The sequence below is a fragment of the Xanthomonas vasicola pv. musacearum NCPPB 4379 genome, from assembly GCF_000277895.2.
Taxonomy (GTDB): Bacteria; Pseudomonadota; Gammaproteobacteria; order Xanthomonadales; family Xanthomonadaceae; genus Xanthomonas; species Xanthomonas vasicola.
Map to the genome: position 1 here is coordinate 242,458 of NZ_CP034655.1, position 24,210 is coordinate 266,667.

Here is a 24,210-nt window from a genome sequence, read left to right on the forward strand (position 1 = left end):
GGCAATGCATTGGCACGCCTCAGCCAGTTACCGGGTCGTCAACCCATCCAGTGCCTGCGCCGCTGCATCCTGTCGCCACCAGCGCAGGCGATTGCCCGGCGCATTCAGGTCCACCCGTTCGCCCATGCGCGGGGTGATCAGTGCGACGCCGGCGGTGTCGGCCAGCGCCACGATGCGGTCCAACGGTTCCTGCCATGCATGCATGGCCAGGTCGAAGGTGCCGTTGTGGATCGGTAGTAGCGTCTGTCCGCCAATATCCATGTATGCCTGCAGGCTCTGCTCCGGCTGCATGTGCACGTGCGGCCACATCTGGTCGTAGGCGCCGTTTTCGATCAATGCCACATCGAATGGCCCGAGCTGCTCGCCAATGGTTGTGAAGTGCGGGCCGTAGCCGCCGTCGCCGCTGAAAAATAGGCGCAGGTCATCCGCCTGGATCGCCCAGGAACACCACAGCGCACGCCCGTTGTCGAACAGTCCGCGGCCGGAAAAATGTTGCGACGGGGTGGCGGTGAGTTGCAGGCCGGCAACGTTGATCGACTGCCACCAATCCAGCTGCCGCACCTTGGCCGGGTCCACGCCCCAGCGCACCAGCAGGTCGCCCACACCCAGCGGGGCGACAAACACGCCGACACGGTCGGCCAGCGCGCGGATGGTGGCGCGATCGAGATGGTCGTAGTGGTTATGCGACAGGATCACCCCGGCCAGCGGCGGCAGCGCGTCCAGTGCAATCGGCGGGGCATGGAAGCGCTTGGGCCCGACGAACGGCACCGGCGATGCGCGTTTGGAAAACACCGGGTCGGTCAGCCACAGGCCCCCCGCCAGCTTCATCAGCAGCGTGGAATGGCCCAGCCGATACAGGCTGCGATCCGGCGCGGCCAGCAGTTGCGCGTGTGTTAGCGGCTGCACCGGCAACGGGGCGGAGGGCACGGTGGTGCGGGGCTTGCCGAACACCATGGCCCACATCAGGCCGAGTTGCTCGCGCAGGGTCATGACGGTGGTCGGCAGCGGCAGCGCATTACGGAAGCGGCCAGCACGAAACTGCGGCGAATCGGCATACGGGGAAGGGCGTGGGGAAGCCATGGGAAGTCCGACCAAACGTGGGAGAGCGTAGGAAGTACGGGCGATCATGCGACGGCGATGCAGCAAGCACTCTCACTACAGCTGGCGGCAGGATCGGCATGAATGGGCCGTACCGGGAGGTTCCTACGCGCTGGCTGCGCCGGGATGACAATCGCTCGTCACCCGAGCAGTGATTACACTAAACAGTGTAGTTTTATTTTAGTGAAAGTAAACTGCCCGGTGTAAAATCGCCAGATGTCGACCACATCTCCTTCGCCGGCCGCGCCCCAGCGCATGACCGACCGCAAGCGCAAGGCCATTGTCGAGGCGGCCATTGCCGAGTTTCGGCAGCACGGCTTCGAGGCGACCAGCATGGACCGCGTGGCCGCCACCGCTGGCGTGTCCAAACGCACTGTCTACAACCATTTCCCGAGCAAGGACGCGCTGTTCGGCCACATCCTGCGTGGGCTGTGGCAGCGCAGCGCCGATGCGGTGAACCTGGTGTATCGGCCCGATCAACCGCTGCACACCCAGCTGATCGAACTGTTGCAACAGAAGTTGCGGCTGCTGGACGATGCGGCCTTTATCGATCTGTCGCGCGTGGCCATCGCCGAAGGCATCCATTCGCCGGCGCGCGCGCGCGAACTGTTGTCGCAGTTGGGCAGCAAAGAAGAGGGCACCACCACCTGGCTGCGCGCCGCACTGACCGACGGCCGCTTGGCAGGGGTGGAGCCGGAATTCGCCGCGCAGCAGTTGCAGGCGCTGGTGAAGGGCTTTGCGTTTTGGCCGCAGATCACCATGGGCCAGCCGCCGCTGTCGCCGCAGCAGCAGACGCAGGTGGCCGAATCGGCAGTGGCGATGTTTTTGGGGTTGTACGCGCGCGGCTGAGCGCGGGCGGCGCGCTCAGAGCCGCTGTGTCCGAGTGGTACATGCCGCACCGGGCACCCACCGCACCGGCATGGTGGTGAGCGCAGTCGTTTTGGTCGCTGCGCTTAGTCCTTCGACCACACCGCCAAGATATAGCCGTGCGGATCGGTGAAATGAAGACGTCGCCCGCCTGGAAACGCGAACACTGCTTGGGTGATCCGACCATCTGGCGCTTCGATCCGCGCCTGGCTGCGTGCCAGATCATCGGAGGCGAGCACCACCAGCGCACCGCCCGGTTGCACTGTGCCGTGGAAGAAGCCGCCGCTCAGACGGCCGTCGCGGAACTCGCAGTAGTCCGGTCCGTCATCCTGAAATGTCCAGTCGACGGCCTGCCCATAAAAGGCTTTGGCAACCGCAATCGAGGCGACGGCACATTCCAGGTAGTCGATGCAGTGTTGGGTGGCGTCGGTCATGGCGTGCTCCTGAGTAGGTACACAGCATGCAGATGGCGCACGAGCCTGGCTTGGCGAAAACGGCCAACGCAGCGTGCGTGCTGCTGCACCAATGCACGCGGGCTCAGGCCGGTGAGTTGGCGCGCATCGCGCACCAGATGCGGCGCATCGCTGTAGCCGGCGTGCAGCGCGGCGTCGGTCAGGTTGCGATGCCGGCGCACGATCCGCAGGAAGCGCTGCAGACCAAGAACGCGCTCGAGCGTCTTGCTGCCGTAGCCGAATGCATCCTGGCAGCGACGCCGTAACGAGCGCTCGCTGATGCCCATCGCATCGGTCAACGCGCTCAGGCGTGTCGCCTTGCCGGTAGCCAGTTGCTCGAACAGCCAGGACATCTGTGTGTCGTGCGGTGTGGCGCGCTGTGGCAGAGCGCCTGCAAGGTGTGCAGTGGGTCGGCGCCGTCTTCCAGAGGATGCTGCCACGTGCGGCCTTGTGCGCCCCACAGCGATTCCAGCGCCACGCGTTGGTTGGCAATGGCATGCACCGGCTGCTGCAACAGCCCGGCCGCCGCGCCCGTCGCCAAGCGCACGCCGGTAACGTCGTGCCTGCTGCAAGCGATGCGGGATTAGCAATGCGATCAGGTCCAGCGACAAATAATTCAGTGCCATTCCAGATCAGATCGACACTGCCATCGGGCAATACCAGCACCGGCTGCGTCGCCGCCGTGCCTTGGCGAAAGTGCCAACTGCACTGCAGCTGCGTGCGTAACGCAGGCGGCGCCGGGCTTTGGGCATAACACGACTCAGCTGGGTCAGGCATGCGTTCGCCATGTATTGAGGTGGGTGCGGTGCGGCGGGGTGCAGCGCCGCAGCGTTGGGCGTGCCGCGATTCAATGCCGATGACTCCACGGCCGCTGTGCTGCGTGTGCGGCATCCGGCAGTAAGCGACGCCTCGCAACACCATTGCGCGCTCGTCATTGAGGTGAGTTACCTGCGCCCAGCGCATCGGCCGCCGCATGCCGTTTGCCCTGGAACCAAGCCACCATTGGCGAGGCCATCACCGTGGTCACCAGCGTCATGCCGAACAACAGCGTGAACAGGTCCGGCCCGATCACGCCGCTATCCAGGCCGATCTTGATCACCACCAACTCCATCAACCCGCGTGCATTCATCAGCGAGCCCACGCTGAGGCTGTTGCGCCAATCGTGGCCGCTCAGGCGCGCGCCCAGTGTGCAGCCAAGCAACTTGCCGCTCACCGCCACGCCGATCACCAACACGAATCCACTCACGCCGGCGCCGCCGAATACGCCAGCGCTGGTGGCCTGGCCGGCAACTGCAAATAGCACCGGCATCAGCAAGGTGATCGCTAACGGCTCGATGCGCCCGGCCAGATGCTCCAACAGGCGATCCTCGCGCGGCAGGCAGATGCCGAACAGGAATGCACCAAAGATCGCATGCAGCCCGATCCACTCCGCCAGCGCGGCACACGCCAGCAGGCCGATCAGCACCCACACCAACGCGGTTGGCGCATACCGGCCATCGTGCGCGCGTGGCCGCAGCAGGCGCGCATACGCAGGCTTGAGCAAACCGAATACGCCGGCGATCAAGAGCAACGCACCGATGGCAGTGAACGCCACACCGCCATGCGCGTTGTTGCCGGTCAAGGTGAGCACGATCGCCAGGAAGATCCATACCGTCGCATCGTCGATCATCGCAGCGCCGAGTGCCAGGCGTCCGGCCGGCGTCCGTGTCATGTTGCGGTCCTTGAGGATGCGCGCCAGCACCGGAAACGCGGTGACCGACATCGCCGCGGCGATGAACAAGGCGAACGGCCAGAAGCCAACTGCCTGCGGTGCGAAGCGCGCGAACAACCAGGGCGCTGCTGCCAACCCGAGCAGCAGCGGCAACACGATGCCGGACAGACCCACCAGCAATGACGCGCGCACCTGCGCCTTGGTACCTTCCGGTGCACGCAATTCCACGCCCACCACGAACATGAAAAGCACCACGCCCATCGTGGCCAGGCCGTATAGTGGCGGCAGGCTTTTGGCGGCGAATAAGGCCGTGTGCAACTCCGGTAGCCATGCACCGAATGCAATCGGACCAAGCAACAGCCCGGCCGCCATTTCGCCGATGACCGGCGGCTGCCCAATCCGTTGCAACACTGCGCCGCACAAACGCGCCGCGCCCAGGATCACTGCCAACTGCACCAGCAACAACGTGGTCGGATTCATTGCTCAGCATTCCATTGGTTGAGTCGGCTCGGCCTCGCGCGTCATGCAGGTGACCGGCCAGTTCTCCTGGGCCGACGGCACGGTGGCGCAACACAGGCAGCGGCGTAGTTTAAGCGTGCCGATGTATTGCACGGATGTTGGCGCTCAACGCGCGACCTGAAGTCACGCTCATCTGGCCCGATGCAGGCAATAGCACCTTGTCGCGTTCGCTCGCATTGCTGCATGGCACACACGCTTAGCGCAGTTTGCTGGCGTGTCACTTCGGCGCATGCGCATGACGAATGCCATCAGCTTTTGTCGCCTTACCGCGATTCCAGCGGATAGCAACCTCGCTGTATCGCACGAGTCAACGCTCCGAATCGCCGCTCTCGTCATAGCTGCGCGGGGTAAACAGATCCGGCTGTATCAGCTCGATAAACGCGCGCGCCTGCGGCGACAGATACTTGCCCTTGCGCACCACCACGCCATAACTGCGGGTGGGGAAAAAATCCTTCAGCGAGCGAGTGGCGAGCTTGTCGCGATCGGCCTCGGTGACGCAGATCGCAGTGACGATGGAAATGCCCATGCCCATCGCCACGTATTGCTTGATCACCTCCCAGCCGCCCACTTCCAGCGCCACCGTGTACGGCACACGCGCCTGCTGAAAGATCAAATCGACCAGACGGTAAGTCACCTGCCGGCGCGGCGGCAGGATCAGCGGATACGGCGACAGATCCTGCAGCGATACTTCCGCCTTGCTGGCCAACGGATGGTCAGGTGGGGTGATCAGCAATTGCTCGAAACGGTAGACCGGCGCGTAGCTGAGGTCGGCCGGCACATCGAGCATCGAGCCGATCGCCAGATCCACGGCATCTTCGCGCAACAGGTCGGTGCCGTCGGCGCTGATGGCGTTGTGCAGGGTCAGCCGCACATCCGGATGCCGCGCGCGGAAGATGGCGACGATGCGCGGCAGCAAATACAAGATGGTGGAGCTGTTGGCGGCGATGTTGAGCTCGCCGGCATCCAGCCCACGCACCTTTTCGCGAAAGCTCGCCTCCAGGCCATCCAGGCTTTCCACCAGCGGCAGCGCCATCTCATACAGCAACTGGCCTTCGCGGCTGGGCGCCATGCGTCGCCCGGAGCGTTCGAACAGGGCAACGCCCAGGTCGCGTTCCAGCGCCTACAGTTGCAGGGTCACCGCCGGCTGACTGACGTATAGCGCCTCAGCGGCTCGTGAGACAGAACCCAGCCGCACCGTTTGACAGAACGCGCGTAGGGGCTTAAGCCGGTCAGATTTGTATGAAAAGCGGGGGGTTGGCGCCATCAGTCTATGCCGGCAAGAATAAATATAAGTACAGATTATTTACAGCATTGGTAAAACTGCTTTGTCAAATAGTTGCGGAGAGCCCACGGTGCAAGTCCGGATGCACAAGGACCCCCACATGACTGCCACCGCGTTTGCTCCCCGTCCCATCGACCACGCCACCCCCGGCATTTCACTGACCACCCAGGTTGCCGGCCAGGCAGAGCTTCTGCCTGCCGCCGCGTTGGCCTTGCTGGTCTCGCTGCATCGGGCAATCGAGCCCGGCCGCCAGCAGCGGTTGGCCCAGCGGCGCGAGCGTCAGGCCGCACTCGATGCCGGCCAGCTGCCCGACTTCCGCGCCGATACCCAGGCCATTCGCGCCGGCGATTGGCGCGTGGCCGCGCTACCGGCGGCGCTGCAGGACCGCCGCGTCGAAATCACCGGCCCCACCGACCCGAAGATGGTTATCAACGCGCTGAACTCCGGCGCCAAGGTGTTCATGGCCGACTTTGAAGATTCCACCGCGCCAACCTGGCGCAACCTGCTGGCCGGCCAGCGCACGCTGGCTGCCGCGGTGCGCGGCGATCTCAGCTTCGATGCGCCCAATGGCAAGCGCTACACCCTGCGCCCGGAAGCCGAACGTGCGGTGTTGATCGTGCGCCCGCGTGGCTGGCACCTGGACGAAAAGCACGTGCTGATCGACGGCCAGCCGCTGGCCGGCGGCCTGTTCGATGCGGCGTTATTCGCCTTCCACAATGGCCGCGCGCTGCTGGCCAAAGATCACGGCCCGTATCTGTATCTATCCAAGCTGCAGAGCATGGAAGAAACCGCCCTGTGGGACACTGCGCTGGCGCATATCGAAGCGATGCTGGGCCTGCCGCATGGGCAGATCAAGGTCACCGTGCTGATCGAAACGCTGCCTGCAGTATTCGAAATGGACGAGATTCTGCATGCGCTGCGCGAGCGCATCGTCGGGCTGAATTGCGGGCGCTGGGATTATATTTTTTCTTACCTGAAAACCTTCCGCGCGCATCGCGACCGCGTGCTGCCCGAACGCGGCCAGGTCACCATGACCCAGCCATTCCTGAAGGCGTATTCGGAGCTGTTGATCAAGACCTGCCATCGCCGTGGCGCGCATGCGATGGGCGGCATGGCCGCGCAGATTCCGATCAATCATGACGAAGCCGCCAATGAGCAGGCGATGGCCCGCGTGCGCGCCGACAAACTGCGCGAAGTGACCGCTGGCCACGATGGCACCTGGGTGGCGCACCCGGCGCTGATCCCGGTGGCGATGAAGCTGTTCGACGAACACATGCCCACCGCGCATCAGCATCATGTGCTGCGCAACGACGTGCAGGTGACGCGCGACATGTTGATCGCCCCGTCGCCGGGCAACGTCACCCGCGCCGGATTCGAAGGCAACGTCGAAGTGTGCGTGGGCTATCTGGCGGCCTGGCTGGACGGCAATGGCTGCGTGCCGATCCACAACCTGATGGAAGACGCTGCCACTGCCGAAATCAGCCGCGCGCAGCTGTGGCAGTGGTTGCATCACGGCCAGCATCTGGACGATGGCACCGCCATCGATCAGCACCTGTTGCAGGCCACGTTGCACGCGCTGCCGGCGCGATTGGGAACCGCCACCGCACTGCCCGGCGCTGCGCGCATCAATGAAGCGATCGCCTTGTTGGAAGAATTGAGCCGCGCTGACGAACTGGCGGACTTTCTCACCGTACCGGCCTACCGCTTGATCGACTGATCGCACCGCTGCGGCGATGCCTCGCCGCCGGCGTCCCGCAGTTTCCAGTTCAACGCATTACACCGCCCGCTGCGCACATACGCGCAGCGGCGGCCTCGCCATGCCGCATGCCCTGGCATCACCGCCATTCCTTCCTCGTTCCATCCGTCGCACCTCTCAGGAGAACGCAAGATGAGCACTACACTGCAAAGCGCCGAACAACTGCAGCAGGACTGGGCCAACAACCCCCGCTGGAGCGGCATTACCCGCAATTACAGCGCCGCCGATGTGGTGCGCCTGCGCGGCACCGTGCATGTCGAGCATTCGCTGGCACGCTTGGGTGCAGAAAAGCTGTGGAACTCGCTGCATGCCACGCCGTTCGTCAATGCGTTGGGCGCGCTGACCGGCAACCAGGCGATGCAGCAGGTCAAGGCCGGTTTGAAGGCGATTTACCTGAGCGGTTGGCAGGTCGCCGCTGACGCCAATCTGGCCGGGCAGATGTATCCGGACCAATCGTTGTACCCGGCCGATTCGGTGCCGGCGGTGGTCAAGCGCATCAACAACACCTTGCTGCGCGCCGACCAGTTGCATCACGCCGAAGGCAACGATGACATCGACTTCCTGCAGCCCATCGTGGCCGATGCCGAAGCTGGTTTCGGCGGTGTACTCAATGCCTTCGAACTGATGAAGGCGATGATCGAAGCCGGTGCGGCCGGTGTGCACTTCGAAGATCAGCTGGCGTCGGTCAAGAAGTGCGGCCACATGGGCGGCAAGGTGCTGGTGCCCACGCGTGAGGCGATCGAGAAATTGAATGCCGCGCGCCTGGCCGCCGATGTGTTGGGCGTGCCAACGCTGCTGATCGCACGCACCGACGCCGAAGCCGCCGACCTGATCACCAGCGATGTGGATGCCAACGATCAACCCTTCACTACGGGCAAGCGCACCGTCGAAGGCTTCTTCAAGACCCGCAATGGCCTGGACCAGGCGATCAGCCGCGGCTTGGCGTACGCGCCGTATGCCGATCTGATCTGGTGCGAAACCGGCAAGCCGGATGTGGAATTTGCGCGGGCGTTTGCGCAGGCCATCCATGCCAAGTTCCCCGGCAAATTGCTGGCCTACAACTGCTCGCCCAGCTTCAACTGGAAGAAGAATCTGGACGACGCCACCATCGCCAAATTCCAGACCGAACTGGCGAGTTACGGCTACAAGTTCCAGTTCATCACTCTGGCCGGTTTCCATGCGTTGAATCACAGCATGTTCCAGCTGGCGCACGGCTATGCGCGTCGCCAGATGAGCGCATTCGTCGAATTGCAGCAGGCCGAATTCGAAGCGGCGCACATGGGATTCACCGCCGTCAAGCACCAGCGCGAAGTGGGCACAGGTTATTTCGATGCAGTGACGCAGGCGATCCAGCAAGGGCAATCGTCCACCACCGCCTTGCGTGGTTCCACCGAAGAAGAGCAATTCCATAACGACAAGGCGGCCTGACCGCTGGTACACAGCAACGTCGGCAGAGTGCGCATTGGCCGCGGTGTCGCGGCACCTGAACGCCCGCGTGACACTGTTGTCTCTAGAAGCCCACACCACGCGGCAGGCAACAGGCGCGACCTAGCGCCACCCTGGGAAGGGGAGGGCTCGGTAAACCGAGCCCTCATTTTTGGGCACGATACCCGTCAATTTGTCTCTTTCTCCGTGAGAAAGAGTGTGAATTGGTGCTGAACAAACACGTCCTGTAGGATTTATCCATGGGCTAATGTTGCAAGACAGCCTCAGGAAAAACCGATGACTTGCCAGAACACCGCACGCGCAGTCGAGCCAACGGGGAACGTTGCCAAAACGCTCTCCGACGGGCTGCATGCGTCGATGACTGCCGAGGAGCTGGCGTTTTTCGCCCGGTTCGGCCGTGCGCGCGAGGTGGCCGCGGGCCAGTCGCTGTTCGAGCGCGGTGAAGTGGGCACGCAGATGTACATCGTTGTCAGCGGCCAGATTGATCTGGATTTCGGTGAGGATCTGATGCTCAAGCACCTGGGCCCCGGGGAATTCTTCGGCGAGCTAGGCCTGCTGATCGGCGACCACGCGCGCAGTGCCGGCGCCAGTGCCTCCACCGATAGCCGCCTGATCGAGCTGGCACACGACGATTTCCAGCGCCTGGTGGACCGCGACCCCTCGATGGTGGCGCACTTCCTGCGCCGCTCCATCGTGCGGGTGGTCAACAACGAACAGCTGTTGATCCGCCAGCTGCGTCGCCGTAATCACGATCTGGAAGCGGCGCTGGACAATCTCTACGTCACCTCGCACCAGCTCAACCACACGGAAGAACTGAGCCGTACCGACGAGCTCACCGGCTTGCACAATCGACGTGGGCTGGCGTTGCACCTGCAGGAATGTCGGCGCGCCGGCCAGGTGCCGGGCGTTGGCCTGATCCTGATCGATTGCGACCGCTTCAAGCGCATCAATGACGAGTTTGGCCATCTGGCAGGTGACCGCGTGCTGCAGAACGTGGCGCATGCCTTGCGTTCGGTGATCGCCGAAGGCGATCTCGCCTGCCGTCTCGGCGGCGACGAGTTCTGCGTGATCGTCGCGCAGGGCACCAGCGAAATGGTGCACCACATCGGCGAATGCATCGTGCGTGCGGTGGAAGCGCGTTTGGGTAATGGCCAGAGTGAGCAGGGCTGCTCGGTCAGCGTAGGTCTGTGCATGATGGATGCCGGCGCGGCCTGGAATGACTGGTACACGCTCGCCGATCGCGCCTTGTACGAGGCCAAGCGGCAGGGCGGCAATGTGCTGTGCATGCAGGAGACGCTGGCTCTGGATCAGCGGCCTGCCTCGCCTCCGGTCATCGCTGAGCGATGAGCACCCGCACCCACGCACGCAAGGACGCGTCGTCGGAAGCGATCCAGGCGCCGCGTCTGCGCACCCTGCTGTTGACCGATCTCTGCGATTCGACCGCATTGGTCGAACGGATTGGCGACAATGCCGCTGCCGCACTGTTCCGTGAGCACGACCGTCTCGTGGTCAAGCTGCAGCAACACTGGCGCGGCCGTCTGATTGATCGTTCCGACGGGCTGTTGTTGTTGTTCGATCGCCCCATCGACGGCCTGGGCTTCGCGCTGGATTACGCGCGCGGGCTCAAGACGATGGGCGATGCCCACACGCTCACGTTATGCGCCCGCCAGGGCCTGCATGTCGGCGAAGTGCTGACCTGGCGCAACAGCGAGGAGGCGGTCAGCATCGGCGCCAAACCGCTGGAAGTCGAAGGGCTGGCCAAGCCCACCGCTGCACGCCTGATGTCGATGGCACGGCCCGGGCAGATCCTGGTCTCGGCGGTGGCCGAATCGTTGACTCACCGTGCCGCACGCGAACTCGCCGACCGCGCCGACCGCTTGTTATGGAAATCGCACGGGCGCTGGCGCCTCAAGGGCATTCCCACCGCGATGGAGATCTACGAAGTCGGCGAAGTCGGGCTGGCCCCACTGCGTATGCCGAAAAACTCGGCAAAAGCCTGGCGCGACGTGCCGCTGTGGCGCCGGCCGGCAGCGTTGGTGGCTGAGGTGGGGGTGATACTGGCGGTAGGAGGTGCCGTGTGGTTTTTCATTCGACCGCAGCCTGCGATTGCATTTGCCAATCGTGATTGGGTGGTCGTCGGCGATGTACGAAATCTCACTGGGAATACAGTGCTGGACGGCGCGCTGGAACAGGCGCTACGCATCAGCCTTGAGCAATCGCGGTACGTCAATGTCCTGAGCGACATGAAGGTGCGCGACACCGTCGCGCGAATGAAGCGTGATCCCAACACGATCGTTCTCGATCGCAGCGTGGCCTCGGAGGTGGCGCTGCGCGATGGCGCCCGCGCAGTTCTTCTGCCGACGGTGGCTGAAGTTGGCGGGAAGCTACGTTTCAGCGTGGAGCTAGTGGATCCGCGTACGCAAACAACCGTGTATTCGGAGTTTGTACAAGGCGACGGCCTGCCGTCTGCGCTGTCTTCGGTCGATCAAGTCACCCGTAAGCTCCGGCAGGGCTTGGGCGAGATGGTTGCGTCGGTCGACAAGAGTTCGGTGCCATTACCGGCGGTCACAACATCGAGCCTGGACGCGTTGCGTGCGTATGCTCTCGGCATGGAAGCCACTGCAAAAGGGCGTTGGCGCGAGGGTTTGGAGTTGTTCGATCGCGCGGTTGGGATCGACCCGACGTTTGCGTTGGCTTACCTGGGCGCTGCGCGCATCAAGGTTGCGGTATCCGACCGCAACGGCGCGCTTCCGTACCTGGACAACGCGGTGCGGTTCCGGCAGCGCTTGCCGGCGCGTGATCAGCTCTATCTAGATGCCTGGATCGCCGAATTGCGGGCGGTGAGCGCCGCATTGCCACTGTGGAGAAGCTTGGCGTCGCTGTACCCGGACAATTTCGCCGGCGCCGCCAACACATCTTGGCATTTGTTTGTCGCCAACCGCTTTGCGGACGCTCTGCCATATGCGCAGGCCGCCGACGTTGTACAGGATCCGCTGCGTTCCATTGCGTCCGATCGGGTCGGGCGCATCCTGCTGGCACAGGGGAAGGTCGATGCCGCGTTGCAGCGCTTCGAAAACTCGGGCGACGGCGATCGGGCAGGTCCGCTGCGCCGCAAAGCAGATGCCTTGGCAGTGTTGGGTCGCTATGTCGATGCACAGCGAGCCCTCGACCAGATCGTAGAGAACGGCTACGCCAATGATGATGTGGTGCCGCTGATCGACCGCACCAGTATCGCTCTGGATCAAGCCAATTGGGCGGATGCGAATGCTGCGATGGCACAGGCTCTGGAACGCAGCAAGCACACCGATAATTTCAGTTATCGACAGTTCCTGGTGATTGGGGCAACCACTGCCGCCATCAGCGGTGAAACGGCACCTGTGGGCCCGATGATGAGTTCGGCGTTTGATGAGCTGGTGGCCGCAATAAAGACCGATGGCACTGCCGAGCCAAACCTGCAGGATGACGCTGCGATGGTGCTGGCTCTGGTCAGCCAGGCTCAGCGCAATGGCGACGATCAGTTCACTGCACGTGCGCTTTCGGCGATCAAGCCTGCGCTCGCATACGAAACACCTGTGCTTGCAGAATTACGCGCGATCGTCGAAGCCCAGCATCTGGCGCTGTCAGGGGACCGCGCAGCAGCGATTGTCCGTCTGCCTACCAGTCCTGACGATCTGTTGCAGACGCGCGTGACCTTGTACACGTTGTTGCATGACAGCGGACGGCATGCGGAGGCACTGCAACAAGCACGCTGGCTTTCTCTTCAGCGCGGGCGTGCCTACATCGAGGCGAATGCCTCGCAGACGCTGCAGCCGCTCAATGTGGCGCATACGCGGTTAGCCCAGCTATGGACCGCCGAGTCGCTGTATGCGCTGGGCAATACCCGGGAGGCCCGCGAGCAGGCGCAGGCCTTCGTGCGCGCCTGGCCTGCATCGCGTCTGCCTGCTTACTTGCGCAGCAGGGTGGAGCGGATACTTTCGGAATCGAAAGCGAAGATCACGGTGTGATTGGTTTTTCGGTCAGATAGCTCTGTAACTCGGCACGCGCCAGCGCAATGTCCTGCTTGGACGCGAGCTGATTGGTGGTCATGCAGTAATAGTGCTCTCCTGCACTTGGCACGCTTTTGTCGGCACTCGTACCGGCAACCCGATCTGCGCAAGCGCCTGCGCTGGGTTGGATTGTGCGCTGGGTTGGATTGGAAGCAATCGCGAAAATCATCGTTGTTGGACAGCAGCTCCAACAGCCTGTCGGCGGTGGATGCATCGAACGGACGGTGTGCATTGTGGGCCGAGTCAGTCATCGTCTTGTGCGCAGAGTGAGGGCAGATGCATGGTGTGTTGGGATAACTGAGACAATATCGATCATGCGCATGTGTCCGTGAGATGTCTATGCAGATTCGTCGCTGTGCCACGCTGTTCTTCGAGCTTCGCGACGATGCGACGTTTGATCTTGCGCACTTGCTTGCCGGTGGTGATGGTCTGCGTCGCCGTACCCGTTGGCTTGCGCTCGCGCCCCACCTTGATGCGGAGTGGAAGTCGCAGCGCACGAGCGTGATAAAGGGCATGCCGACCAGCGTGGCGTAACCGCCGTAGCTGCCCATGATGGCGACGTCGTCGGGTTTGGTAACACCTCGTTTGACCGCCCATTGCACTGCGTCGAGCAGGTCGTCGTGCATCTTGCCGGCCCACTCGCCGTTGCCGGCGTTGGTAAAGGCCTTGCCGGAGCCGGTGGAGCCACGAAAGTTCACCGACAACACCGCATAGCCGCGGTTGGCCAACCATTGCTCGTACGGGCCACAGCCGTAGCTGTCGCGTGCCCACGGGCCGCTATGCACGTACAACACCAGCGGCACCGGCTTTTCCGCCTTGCCATCGTGCTTGGCGTCGGTTTCGGCGGGCAGGGTGAGGTAGCTGACCAGCTTGAGTCCATCGCGTGCGGTCAGTTCCTGCGGCCACATCGACACCAGCGGTTTGCCTCCAGTGCGGGCCGTGCGGAGAACAGCTTGGTCAGCTTGCCGCCATCGGCGCGATCGTAGCGGTAGTAGGTGAGCGGCGTTTCGGCCGCGGAATAACCAACGCGTGCCGGAAGCCAGGTCCACGCGATACAAATCATGCCACTTGGCATCACGGTCGTTCATGCCGACCATGATCGATTCGAGGTGCTGTGCGCTGACCCGATATACCTCGGCATTGGTCTTGTTGAACGGAGTGAGATCCTTGCTGCTGCCATCAGCCAGATTGATTGAAAACAGGCGGAATCTTCATCGCCACCGTTGTCGCGCAGAGACAGCAAGGTATTGGCTTGATAGGTCCACAAGTAATTGCGAATGCCGCGCGCAGTGTCCTTGTTGATCGCACGCGCCTGATCGGGCGCATCCACCGGCGCGACCCAGCTGAGGTACCTGCCGTCCGGGCTGATGCTGACATTGGCACGCTCGGGGTTGCCGAACAGTGCATCACGGGTGATCAGTTCGGGAGGCGCCGCAGGTGCTGCCGTCGCTGGGGTAGGCGTTGCAACTTTTTCGGATGCGGGCGCGGTTTTGTCGCTGCAGGCAGACAGCGCGAGCACCATGCCGGAAACAAGAAGCAGGCGTTGCATGAGGCCTCCGGTGGCACTGCGGCCAAGCCGGCCGATGTGCCACGCTAGCGGCAGCACGCGTACAGGCGAACGTGCCGTTGTCACGCAGCCATGCGTCGTTACGCAGATGCAGACACGAATTCCACCAGCGCTGCACCGTCGGCCACCAGATCGCCTTCGGCCACCAGGTATGCTTTGACGGTGCCGTCGCTGGGCGCGTGCAGGGTGTGCTCCATCTTCATGGCTTCCAGCACCACCAGCGCCTGCCCGCGGGTGACCGGCTGGCCCACCGCTGCGGCCAGCGAGACGATGCGGCCGGGCATCGGTGCGGTCAGCCCGCCAGCGTCCTGCGCCGGTTGATCTGCTTCCATCAGCGCATCGTGGTACTGGAAGGTTGCCCGCTGCGCGGCGCCGATCAGGGTCAGCAGGCTGCCATCGCGCAATGCCTGCGCACGCCATTGCCGGCCGTCCATCTCCACCCGCAAGCCAGTGTCGTGCGAGTGGTAGCGCAAGATGTGCGTTTCCCCCGCGCAGGTGACTTGCCAGCCGTCGGCATCTCGGCACACATCGAGTTGGCGGTGTTCGCCATTTGTTTCAAGAATCACGCGCTGCGCTGCATGCGCACCGATGCGCCAACCATCGCTGCGCTGCCACGGCGAGTGCGGGTCGGCCGGATCAACAGCAGCAGCCGGCAACGCATCGGCGATCAACACCGCCGCCAGGCACCACCATGCGCTGTCTGGGCTGCGCGCCTCTGGAAATAGCACGGCGTGCTCGCGCTCGATCAGCGCGGTGTCCAGATTCGCCGATGCGAAAGATTCGGTCGCAATCAGGCGCGACAGAAATGCACTGTTGGTAGTGACGCCCACCGCATGGAACTGCGCCAACGCCGCGCGCATGCGTGCCAGCGCAGCGGGGCGATCGGCATCCCAGACGATCAGCTTTGCGATCATCGGGTCGTAGTAGGGGCTGATGGTGTCGCTTTGCTCCACGCCGGCATCGATGCGCACATGCGCGCTGGCGGCGGGCAACTGCAGCTGGCGCAGCGTTCCGGTGGACGGCAGAAAACCGCGCTCGGCATCTTCGGCGTACAGGCGTGCCTCCAGCGCATGCCCGTTGATGCGTAACTCGTGCTGCCGACGCGGCAGCCGCGCGCCAGCGGCAACGCGCAATTGCCACTCGACCAGATCGGTACCGGTGATCAACTCGGTCACCGGGTGCTCCACCTGCAGCCGGGTGTTCATTTCCATGAAATAAAAGTCGCCGTCCGGGCCGGCGATGAATTCCACCGTGCCCGCACCGACATAACCCACCGCTTGCGCAGCGTCTACGGCCGCTTTGCCCATCGCCGCGCGTCGCGCCTCGCTCATGCCGGGCGCAGGTGCTTCTTCCAGTACTTTCTGGTGGCGGCGCTGCACCGAGCAGTCGCGCTCGAACAGGTACACCACCTCGCCATGCGTATCGCCGAACACCTGGATTTCGATATGCCGCGGCCGCTCGACATATTTTTCCACCAGCACGTGCGCATTGCCGAATGCCGACTGCGCTTCGCGCTGACAGCTGGCCAACGCCTCTTCGAACGCTGCGCTGGCATCCACCCGGCGCATGCCCTTGCCGCCGCCACCGGCGCTGGCCTTGATCAATACCGGGTAGCCGATTGCGTCGGCTTGCGCACGCAAGAATGCCGGCGCCTGCTCATCGCCATGGTAACCCGGCGTCAGCGGCACACCAGCGCGCTGCATCAGCGCCTTGGCGGCGCTCTTGTCGCCCATCGCGCGAATCGCCGCTGCCGGCGGGCCGATGAAGACGATGCCAGCATGCGCACAGGCTTCGGCAAATGCTGCGTTTTCCGACAAGAACCCATAACCGGGATGGATCGCCTGCGCACCGGTTGCGCGCGCCGCTTCCAGAATCGCTTCGCCACGCAGATAACTTTGCTGCGCCGGCGAGGCACCGATATGGACCGCTTCATCGGCCAGACGCACATGCCGTGCATTGCGGTCCGCATCCGAATACACGGCCACCGTCGCAATGCCGAGGCTGCGGCAGGTGGCAATCACCCGGCAGGCGATCTCACCGCGATTGGCAATCAGGATCTTGTCGAAGGGCGCTTGCGTTGCTGCGGCGATAGGGTCGCGCTGGGTCATCGGATCAGTCTCTGCACGTCGCCGTAGCGGCGGGTCGTCTTACGAAGAAAAACGGCTTGTCTGTTTCACACGTCCATCGAGCGCAAGCAGGGTTTTTTGCCACGCGGCGCTGTGTTGCTTGCACGCCAGCTGCGCAGACGTCCACGATTGCCGGTGCGTATACGACAGAACCTCACTAGCAGCCCGCATACCAGGACCTGTCACCGTAGCGCGCAGTACTGAAGCTGCAACGCATGAACCAACTCACATGCGAAACACGCCGAACCGCGTCGCCTCGATCGGCGCATTCAACGCCGCCGACAAGCCCAGGCCCAGCACGCGGCGCGTATCGGCTGGATCGATGATGCCGTCGTCCCATAGCCGTGCGCTGGCGTAATACGGATGGCCTTGCTGCTCGAACTGGGCGCGGATCGGCGCCTCGAACGCATCTTCGTCTTCGCCCGACCACGCACCGCCCTTGGCTTCGATGCCATCGCGACGCACCGTGGCCAACACGCTGGCCGCCTGTTCGCCACCCATTACGCCGATGCGCGCATTCGGCCACATCCACAGGAAATTCGGCGAATAGGCGCGGCCGCACATGCCGTAATTGCCCGCACCAAACGAGCCGCCGATCACCACGGTGAACTTGGGCACCTTGGCGCAGGCCACCGCCATCACCAGCTTGGCGCCGTCCTTGGCGATGCCGCCATGTTCGTATTTGCGCCCGACCATGAAACCGGTGATGTTCTGCAGGAAGACCAGCGGAATACCGCGCTGCGTGCAGAGCTCGATGAAGTGCGCGCCCTTGAGCGCGGACTCGGAAAACAGAATGCCATTGTTGGCAATGATGCCGACTGGGTAGCCGTGCAGATGCGCAAACCCGGTGACCAACGTGCTGCCGTAGCGCGGCTTGAACTCGTCCAAGCGCGAGTCATCGACGGTGCGCGCGATCACTTCGCGCACATCGAAGGGCTTGCGGGTATCGGCTGGAATGACGCCATACAGTTCGTCGGCGGCATAGCGCGGCGGCCGCGGTTCTTGCAGCGCCAACGATGCGGCAGGCTTGCGCCAGTTGAGCTGGGCGATGATGGCGCGCACGCGCGCCAGCGCCTGCAGATCGTTGTCTGCAACGTGATCGGCCACGCCGGAAATGCGCGTATGCACATCGGCACCGCCCAGTTCTTCGGCGCTGACCTCTTCACCGGTGGCGGCTTTGACCAGCGGCGGACCGCCGAGAAAAATGGTGCCCTGCTCGCGCACGATCACCGTTTCATCGCTCATCGCCGGCACATACGCACCGCCAGCGGTGCACGACCCCATCACACAGGCGATTTGCGGGATGCCATTGGCCGACAGGTTGGCCTGGTTATAGAAGATGCGCCCGAAGTGGTCGCGGTCCGGAAACACCTCGTCCTGCAACGGCAGGAACGCGCCACCGGAATCGACCAGATAGATGCACGGCAGCCGGTTTTGCTGCGCAATTTCCTGCGCCCGCAAATGCTTCTTCACCGTCATCGGGTAATAGGTGCCGCCCTTGACGGTGGCATCGTTGGCAACGATCACACATTCCACGCCGGACACGCGGCCAATGCCGGCCACTACACCCGCGCACGGTACCTGATCGTCGTACATGCCATGCGCGGCCAACGGTGCGATTTCCAGTAGCGCGCTGCCCGCGTCCAGCAAGGCGTCGATGCGCTCGCGCACCAGCAACTTGCCGCGCGCGGTGTGCTTGGCGCGTGCCGCCTCGCTACCACCACGTGCCGTCTGCGCAAGTGTGTGGCGCAGGTCGTCGATCACCGCACGCATCGCGGTGGCGTTGTGTTGAAAACTTTCGCTGCTGACCTGCAGCTGGCTATCGATCACACTCATGGTGACTCCGTCAGGCGGTGCGTTCGAACAACTCGCGGCCGATCAGCATGCGGCGGATTTCCGAGGTGCCCGCGCCAATCTCGTACAACTTGGCATCGCGCCACAAGCGGCCGGTGGGGTAATCATTGATGTAGCCGTTGCCGCCCAGCACCTGGATCGCCTGGCCGGTGAGCCAGGTCGCTTTTTCGGCGGCATATAGGATGGCGCCGGCAGCGTCCTGGCGGGTGGTGCGCCCGGCATCGCAGGCACGCGCCACCGCATACACATACGCGCGGCAGGCATTGAGCCCCACGTACATGTCGGCCAGCTTGGCCTGCATCAACTGGAAGCTACCGATCGGCTCACCGAACTGCTTACGCTCGTGCACGTACGGCAGCACCACATCCATTGCCGCGGCCATCAGCCCGAGCGGGCCGCCCGCCAGCACCACACGTTCGAAATCCAGCCCGGACATCAGCACGCGCACGCCGCCGTTGAGCGTGCCCAGCACGTTCTCTGCAGGCACTTCGCAATCGGTAAAAACCAGCTCGCAGGTGTTGGAGCCGCGCATGCCCAGCTTGTCCAGCTTCTGCGCGGTGGAAAAGCCCGGCATGCCCTTTTCGACGATGAAGGCAGTGATGCCGCGCGCGCCCGCGTCGGGGTCGGTCTTGGCGTACACCACCAGTACGTCGGCATCCGGGCCGTTGGTGATCCACATCTTGCTGCCGTTGAGCACGTAGCGGTCGCCGCGCGCATCGGCGCGCAGCTTCATCGACACCACGTCCGAGCCGGAGCCGGCCTCGCTCATCGCCAGCGCGCCGACGTGCTCGCCGCTGCATAGCTTGGGCAGGTAGCGCTGCTTCTGTTCGGGGCTGGCGTTCTTGCGCAGCTGATTGAGGCACAGGTTGGAATGCGCGCCGTACGACAGCCCGATCGCACCGCCGGCGCGCGAAATTTCTTCCATCGCCACCACATGCGCCAGGTAGCCCATGCCGCTGCCGCCGTATTCTTCTTCGACCGTCAGGCCGAGTAGGCCTTGCTCGCCAAACAGACGCCATAGCTGTGCGGGGAACACGTTATCGTGATCGGCTGCCGCGGCCAGCGGGGCGATATGGTGGCCGGCAAAGGCGGCCACGCTTTCGCGCAGCAGATCGATCTCTTCGCCAAGCTCGAAATTCAAGGACGGCACATGCATGCGACAACTCCATAGGGATCGGAATGTGCCGGGTGGGAGCGGGCGGGCCGCGCGGCGGATATAACCAGACTAGCGGTCCGCAACAAAAAAGTGAACTAAAATTCAACTATTGAACCCAGAATCACACCATGGCTTATCGACGCTCCGCCCTGATGGAAGAACGCCTCGCCGGCAACCGCGAACGCATCCTGCACGCGGCTCGCGTCCTGATCGCCGAAGGCGGCTACCGCAATGCGCCGATAACTGCGGTGGCAGCCGCGGCAGGTGTTTCAACCGGGCAGATTTATCGGCATTTCCCGTCAAAAGCCGAGCTTTTCGTGGAAGTTCTCAACGAGGCCGTGCAGCGTGAGATGACCATCCTGCGTGCGATCACTGCCACTCCGACGAGTGCAGCCGAGCGCTTGCGCAGCGCCATCGCCACCTTTGTACGGCGTGCCTTAGCGGGGCCGGCGCTGGCGTACGCCTTTATCGCCGAGCCGGTGGAGAGCGAGGTGGACGCCGAGCGCATCCGTGGCCGGCGGCTGTTCGGCGAGGTGTTTCGCCAACTGCTTGCGGAGGGCGTCGCGGCTGGGGAGTTCCCGCAGCAGTCGCTGGATGCCGCCGCGGCCTGCATCGTCGGCGCGTTTACCGAAGCCTTGGTCGGGCCGATCGCCCCCAGCCGTGGCGATCCGCAGGAAGGCGAGCATTTGGTCGAAGCGATCTGCGGCTTCTGCCTGCGTGCGGTAGGTGCGGCGCAAGCGACCAGCTGACAATGCACTATCCGCGCGCGGCGCTGTGCCACTCAGCTGCGCCTAACTGTGCATATACTGTGCACTCATATTGCCGGAGTCGCACGATGGTCGCCGTCCTCAATCCCCTGGCCCTGACCGAACGCCTGCGCGTGCCGGACCGGACCATTCTGTCGCCGTCGGCCATGGCCGGCCTGCTGGATCTGTCGCAACAGGAATTGGCCGAGCTGGCGGGCGTGCACCGCAACAGCTTGCGTGTGCACCCGGAAAGCCCGCGGGTGCAAGACCTGCTGCGCAATCTGTCGCGCCTGCTGGTCGCCATGACGCAGGTGCAACCAGACGAGCGTCAGGTGGTGTTCCATCTCAAGAACACGCCCATCCCCGCATTCGAATTCGCCACCTTGCTGGAAGTGGTCAAGCAGGGGCGCACCGACGATGCGCTGACCTATCTGCGCACGGTCGCCGCGGGTGCCGCCGGTTGAAGCTGAGCGCCCCGGCGCACTGCACGCTCTATCGCGCCTTCACTCCGCGCTGGGCCGCCGAACCGCTGAGCGGTGCCGGTGCGGCGCGCTCGGGCGGCCGCTTCAATCGCTTCGGCCAACCGGCGTTGTATCTATCGCTGCAACTGGAAACCGCCGCGGCCGAATATGCGCAGGCCGCCCCGTTTCTATCTCCATTAACGCTGGTCAGTTATGCGGCCGATCTGCCGGCGCTGGCCGATCTGCGTCTGCTCGACGCCAGCTGGGATGCGTTATGGGCCGACTGGGCAGACGACTGGCGCAAGGCGCTGGTCAACAAGATCGAACCAGTGAGTTGGGTACTCGGCGACCTGCTGCGCGAAGCGGACATTCCCGGCGTGATCTTCCCGAGCATGGCGCAGCCCGAAGGCGTCAACGTGGTGCTATTTCTGGACATGCTGCAGCCTGAGCGCGTGCTGCAGGTACTCGACGATGGCCGTCTGCCGCGCGATGGCCGTAGTTGGGGCGATCCGCCGGCTGGCTACGCCGGCATCCGCTGATCACGTCGGTGGCCGTGTGACGCACCAGCTGCAGCGCGTGACGCGACGTCGGTATCGCGAACGTCACGACGTGCTTGCGGCGAAAACTCACTGCGCAGCGAAAAGGATCTCAATGGTAGTAAGGCACGAGGCGCGGGTCGCCATCCAGAAGCACGACTGAGGGGACACGGCGCATGCGTAGATTGATGATCATGTTCATCGCATCTCGGGCTAGCTCGGTGTTCCCGTGAGCCAGTCGCTTATGTTCTTGATCCTGGTCGCCGCCGCCGGATAAGCATGCCAACGCACCCATTACATCGCCAACTCGCCACCACCACTCAACCCACCAGCACCTGCACCACACCCGCCAGCACCGGCGCGGCCACCGCAGCCGGCACAATCGCGCCACGCCGATACGGCAACAGCCACAGCGACAACACCGCTGCAGCCGCAGTCAACGTGCCCAGCCACAGCACCGGGCCGATGCCCCAGCCCTGCGCATGCACTGCCAGGCCAAAGGTGAGCAACAACAACACCCACCCCAGCACGCGCAGTTGCCGTGACCGTGCAGCGCCCAACAGGCGGCCACGCAACTCTTGCTGATGCTTGTCCATCGCCAGGCACAGCGCAGCAAAGCCGGACAAATTCAGCGCCAGCAATAGCAGCATACTCATGCGCTTTCCTTGATCGGCGCAGTGTGCTGCACAGGCGTTGCGGCAGCAGCACGCGCGCGCCGCGCCGACGCGGGCTGCGGTGCTTTCCAACGTTGCAGGCGAAAGCCGGCAATGCCCAGACAGAGACCAAGAAACAGGCAAACTAGATCGACGCCCGCCAGCGCCCATTGCCCGGCCGGCAGCGTCACGCCTAGATGCACATCGGTGGTGACCGCATTGAGCACCGGTACCAGTGCGAACAACGCCGCGCCCAGATACAACTGCCAGCTCCACATCGCACGCCGCGGCCACACGAACGCCGCCAGCAGTGCCGCCGCCCACACAGCGAAAAACAGATTGGCCTCCATCGCTGCACGCGCTTCCACGTGCACCGGCAACACGCGGTTGGCCCAGAAGAAACTGGCGAACGCGATCGGCAAGCCGGCCACCGTGCCGATATTGAGTGCATCCACCAGGCGCAGGCCGAAGCCGATGCGTCCGGCTTTCAAATGTTTGGGGCGTTCTTTCACTGCCCACATCACCACACCGCTGGCCACCATCAGGCAGCCCAGCAAGCCAGAGCCAAAGAACAATGCGCGCAGCCATGCACCGGCGAAGTGGGCCAGATGCAGGCCCACCATCACACCGCGCGTCTGGCTGGCACCGCCCGGCGGCCCGCTGCGTTGCAAGCGCTTGCCATTTACGGCGTCGAACAGGATCGACGGCGCATCGGTGGAGAGATGTTCGGCCAGCTGCGTTACACCCACGGCAGCATGCGCATCATTGGGAAACGACACCGCCACGCTGCCCACATCGCCACAACGCCAATCGCTGCGCGCACGTACCCCGAACTGCTCCAGCGGCAGCATGTGCGCCGGTACGCCGGCTGCTTTACGCGTATCGGCCACCCGATTGGCCGCCTCGTCGTAGAAGCGCATTTCATCGCCAGCATAGCGCGCCTTGATGCCCCACGGCAGGTACATAAACATCAAGGTCACGATGCCGGTGTAAGTAATCATCGCGTGGTACGGCAACGCGGTGACCGCGCTGACGTTGTGGAAATCCAGCCAAGACCGCAGCCCCTTGTCTGGGCGGAAGGTAAAGAAGTCCTTGAAGATCTTCTTGTGCGTGATCACCCCGCTGATGATCGCCACCAGCATGAACATCGCGCAGAAACCCACGATGTAGCGCGCCCATACCACCGGCACATAATGCAGATCGAAATGCAGCCGGTAGAAAAATTCGCCGCCCAGTGTGTCGCGTGCGGCGATGTCCTTGCCGGTGGCCGGGTCGATGATGGCGTTGCCGTACATCTGCCGGCGCTCGGCCGGTTTGCCGTCGGCAGGCGCGGGATTCTGCCAGTACATGCTTACCACCGGAGTGCGCGTATCCGGCAAGGTAATATTCCAACTCACTGCATCGGCCGCGTGTATTTGCAGATACTGCTCGGCGCTGCGCAGCGCCGTGGTGGTGCTCACCGTGGTGGTGGGCAGTTCCGGGCGCATCCAGCGGCTGATTTCGTCGCGGTAATAACTGGCAGTGCCGCCCATGAAGATCAGCAGCAAGATCCAGCCGACCAGTAGCCCGGTCCAGGTGTGCAGCCACGCCATCGATTGGCGAAACCCGTGTTTCATGTTGCGCTCCGCTGCAGCCATGCGGCCAGCGCAAACATCAGCGCCGCCGGCACCGCAATACCGGCCCACGCACGCCACACGCTGGCCGTGGCAAACGCCCATAGCGGCGCACATGCGCACACCACGATGCCGACCAGCATGCTGGTCAACACCGCTTCACTGCGCGGCATTGGCAATACCAGCGCCAATAACAGATTGACGGCGCTCGCAAGCGCATAACCGCCGAAGATCGCTGCCAGCGTGCGCGCAAGCACACCTAGCCAAGGGTGCTTGAACCAGGGCAGCGGCAGGGACGATGCGCTGGACATCAGGCTACCT

The 24,210-nt window shown here is 63.7% G+C and carries 18 protein-coding genes and 4 pseudogenes; 9 read left to right on the top strand and 13 right to left on the bottom strand.

Features of this window, described 5'->3' with window-relative positions:
* Nucleotides 1-27: 27 nt before the first annotated feature.
* On the bottom strand, nt 28-1,080 hold the full coding sequence (locus tag KWO_RS01055; protein ID WP_017112725.1) for an MBL fold metallo-hydrolase: 1,053 nt from the start codon (nt 1,078-1,080) through the stop codon (nt 28-30).
* On the opposite strand from KWO_RS01055, the pseudogene KWO_RS23485 reads away from it, so the two are divergent.
* Both KWO_RS23485 and KWO_RS01060 read left to right on the top strand, forming a co-directional pair.
* Nucleotides 1,054-1,305, top strand: a pseudogene (locus KWO_RS23485) (hypothetical protein). The gene KWO_RS01055 and the pseudogene KWO_RS23485 overlap by 27 nt on opposite strands.
* A 9-nt stretch (nt 1,306-1,314) precedes the next feature.
* Nucleotides 1,315-1,947 carry a TetR/AcrR family transcriptional regulator gene (locus KWO_RS01060; protein ID WP_010370504.1) on the top strand — a complete coding sequence of 211 codons (633 nt, stop codon included), beginning with the start codon at nt 1,315-1,317 and terminating at the stop codon, nt 1,945-1,947.
* 104 nt (nt 1,948-2,051) lie between these two features.
* Here KWO_RS01060 and KWO_RS01065 read toward each other — a convergent pair whose 3' ends face one another.
* From KWO_RS01065 to KWO_RS01080, 4 genes and pseudogenes are all read right to left on the bottom strand, one after another.
* Complete coding sequence (locus KWO_RS01065) at nt 2,052-2,399, bottom strand: glyoxalase/bleomycin resistance/extradiol dioxygenase family protein (RefSeq protein ID WP_010370501.1); 348 nt, start codon at nt 2,397-2,399, stop codon at nt 2,052-2,054.
* Between the two features lie 71 nt (nt 2,400-2,470).
* Nucleotides 2,471-3,194: pseudogene (locus KWO_RS22805) on the bottom strand (helix-turn-helix domain-containing protein); the annotation flags it as partial.
* 154 nt (nt 3,195-3,348) lie between these two features.
* Nucleotides 3,349-4,608 (bottom strand): cation:proton antiporter, encoded by a 1,260-nt coding sequence (locus KWO_RS01075; protein ID WP_010379870.1) that lies wholly within the window; start codon nt 4,606-4,608, stop codon nt 3,349-3,351.
* Between the two features lie 346 nt (nt 4,609-4,954).
* Nucleotides 4,955-5,911 (bottom strand): annotated as a pseudogene (locus KWO_RS01080) (LysR family transcriptional regulator).
* Between the two features lie 118 nt (nt 5,912-6,029).
* On the opposite strand from KWO_RS01080, the gene aceB reads away from it, so the two are divergent.
* The 4 genes from aceB (at nt 6,030) to KWO_RS01100 (ending at nt 13,135) form a co-directional block, all read left to right on the top strand.
* Nucleotides 6,030-7,646, top strand: coding sequence for a malate synthase A (aceB, locus tag KWO_RS01085; RefSeq protein ID WP_017112729.1), 1,617 nt, complete (start codon nt 6,030-6,032; stop codon nt 7,644-7,646).
* A gap of 171 nt (nt 7,647-7,817) precedes the next feature.
* Nucleotides 7,818-9,113, top strand: coding sequence for an isocitrate lyase (gene aceA / locus KWO_RS01090; RefSeq protein ID WP_010379874.1), 1,296 nt, complete (start codon nt 7,818-7,820; stop codon nt 9,111-9,113).
* Between the two features lie 294 nt (nt 9,114-9,407).
* Nucleotides 9,408-10,478, top strand: a complete 1,071-nt coding sequence (locus KWO_RS01095; protein ID WP_010379875.1) for a GGDEF domain-containing protein — start codon at nt 9,408-9,410, stop codon at nt 10,476-10,478.
* Complete coding sequence (locus tag KWO_RS01100) at nt 10,475-13,135, top strand: putative peptide modification system cyclase (RefSeq protein ID WP_010379876.1); 2,661 nt, start codon at nt 10,475-10,477, stop codon at nt 13,133-13,135. The genes KWO_RS01095 and KWO_RS01100 overlap by 4 nt, the downstream gene beginning before the upstream one ends.
* Here KWO_RS01100 and KWO_RS23330 read toward each other — a convergent pair.
* The 5 genes and pseudogenes from KWO_RS23330 to KWO_RS01130 form a co-directional block, all read right to left on the bottom strand.
* Nucleotides 13,125-13,409: an NHLP-related RiPP peptide gene (locus KWO_RS23330; protein ID WP_309546592.1), complete on the bottom strand. Its 285-nt coding sequence runs from the start codon at nt 13,407-13,409 to the stop codon at nt 13,125-13,127. The two genes, KWO_RS01100 and KWO_RS23330, sit on opposite strands and share 11 nt — an antisense overlap.
* Before the next feature lie 274 nt (nt 13,410-13,683).
* Nucleotides 13,684-14,726, bottom strand: a pseudogene (locus KWO_RS01115) (alpha/beta hydrolase family protein); the annotation flags it as partial.
* Between the two features lie 98 nt (nt 14,727-14,824).
* Nucleotides 14,825-16,852 (bottom strand): acetyl/propionyl/methylcrotonyl-CoA carboxylase subunit alpha, encoded by a 2,028-nt coding sequence (locus KWO_RS01120; RefSeq protein WP_010379879.1) that lies wholly within the window; start codon nt 16,850-16,852, stop codon nt 14,825-14,827.
* Between the two features lie 243 nt (nt 16,853-17,095).
* Nucleotides 17,096-18,706, bottom strand: coding sequence for a carboxyl transferase domain-containing protein (locus tag KWO_RS01125; protein ID WP_010379881.1), 1,611 nt, complete (start codon nt 18,704-18,706; stop codon nt 17,096-17,098).
* Nucleotides 18,707-18,716: 10 nt separating this feature from the next.
* On the bottom strand, nt 18,717-19,880 hold the full coding sequence (locus tag KWO_RS01130; protein ID WP_010379882.1) for an isovaleryl-CoA dehydrogenase: 1,164 nt from the start codon (nt 19,878-19,880) through the stop codon (nt 18,717-18,719).
* A gap of 128 nt (nt 19,881-20,008) precedes the next feature.
* Between KWO_RS01130 and KWO_RS01135 the strand changes: the two genes are divergently transcribed.
* The 3 genes from KWO_RS01135 (at nt 20,009) to KWO_RS01145 (ending at nt 21,626) form a co-directional block, all read left to right on the top strand.
* Nucleotides 20,009-20,629 (top strand): TetR/AcrR family transcriptional regulator, encoded by a 621-nt coding sequence (locus tag KWO_RS01135; protein WP_010379883.1) that lies wholly within the window; start codon nt 20,009-20,011, stop codon nt 20,627-20,629.
* An 86-nt stretch (nt 20,630-20,715) separates the two neighbouring features.
* Entirely contained in the window at nt 20,716-21,090 is a 375-nt protein-coding gene (locus KWO_RS01140) for a hypothetical protein (protein WP_010370465.1), read from the top strand.
* Nucleotides 21,087-21,626 carry an RES family NAD+ phosphorylase gene (locus KWO_RS01145; RefSeq protein ID WP_010379884.1) on the top strand — a complete coding sequence of 180 codons (540 nt, stop codon included), beginning with the start codon at nt 21,087-21,089 and terminating at the stop codon, nt 21,624-21,626. The genes KWO_RS01140 and KWO_RS01145 overlap by 4 nt, the downstream gene beginning before the upstream one ends.
* 317 nt (nt 21,627-21,943) lie before the next feature.
* Here KWO_RS01145 and KWO_RS01150 read toward each other — a convergent pair whose 3' ends face one another.
* From KWO_RS01150 to KWO_RS01160, 3 genes are read right to left on the bottom strand one after another with little or no spacing between them, the layout of a single operon-like run.
* Nucleotides 21,944-22,279 (bottom strand): DUF3325 domain-containing protein, encoded by a 336-nt coding sequence (locus KWO_RS01150; RefSeq protein ID WP_017112731.1) that lies wholly within the window; start codon nt 22,277-22,279, stop codon nt 21,944-21,946.
* Entirely contained in the window at nt 22,276-23,892 is a 1,617-nt protein-coding gene (locus KWO_RS01155; RefSeq protein ID WP_017112732.1) for a PepSY-associated TM helix domain-containing protein, read from the bottom strand. The genes KWO_RS01150 and KWO_RS01155 overlap by 4 nt, the downstream gene beginning before the upstream one ends.
* On the bottom strand, nt 23,889-24,200 hold the full coding sequence (locus tag KWO_RS01160) for a DUF3649 domain-containing protein (RefSeq protein WP_017112733.1): 312 nt from the start codon (nt 24,198-24,200) through the stop codon (nt 23,889-23,891). The genes KWO_RS01155 and KWO_RS01160 overlap by 4 nt, the downstream gene beginning before the upstream one ends.
* Nucleotides 24,201-24,210: the final 10 nt, after the last annotated feature.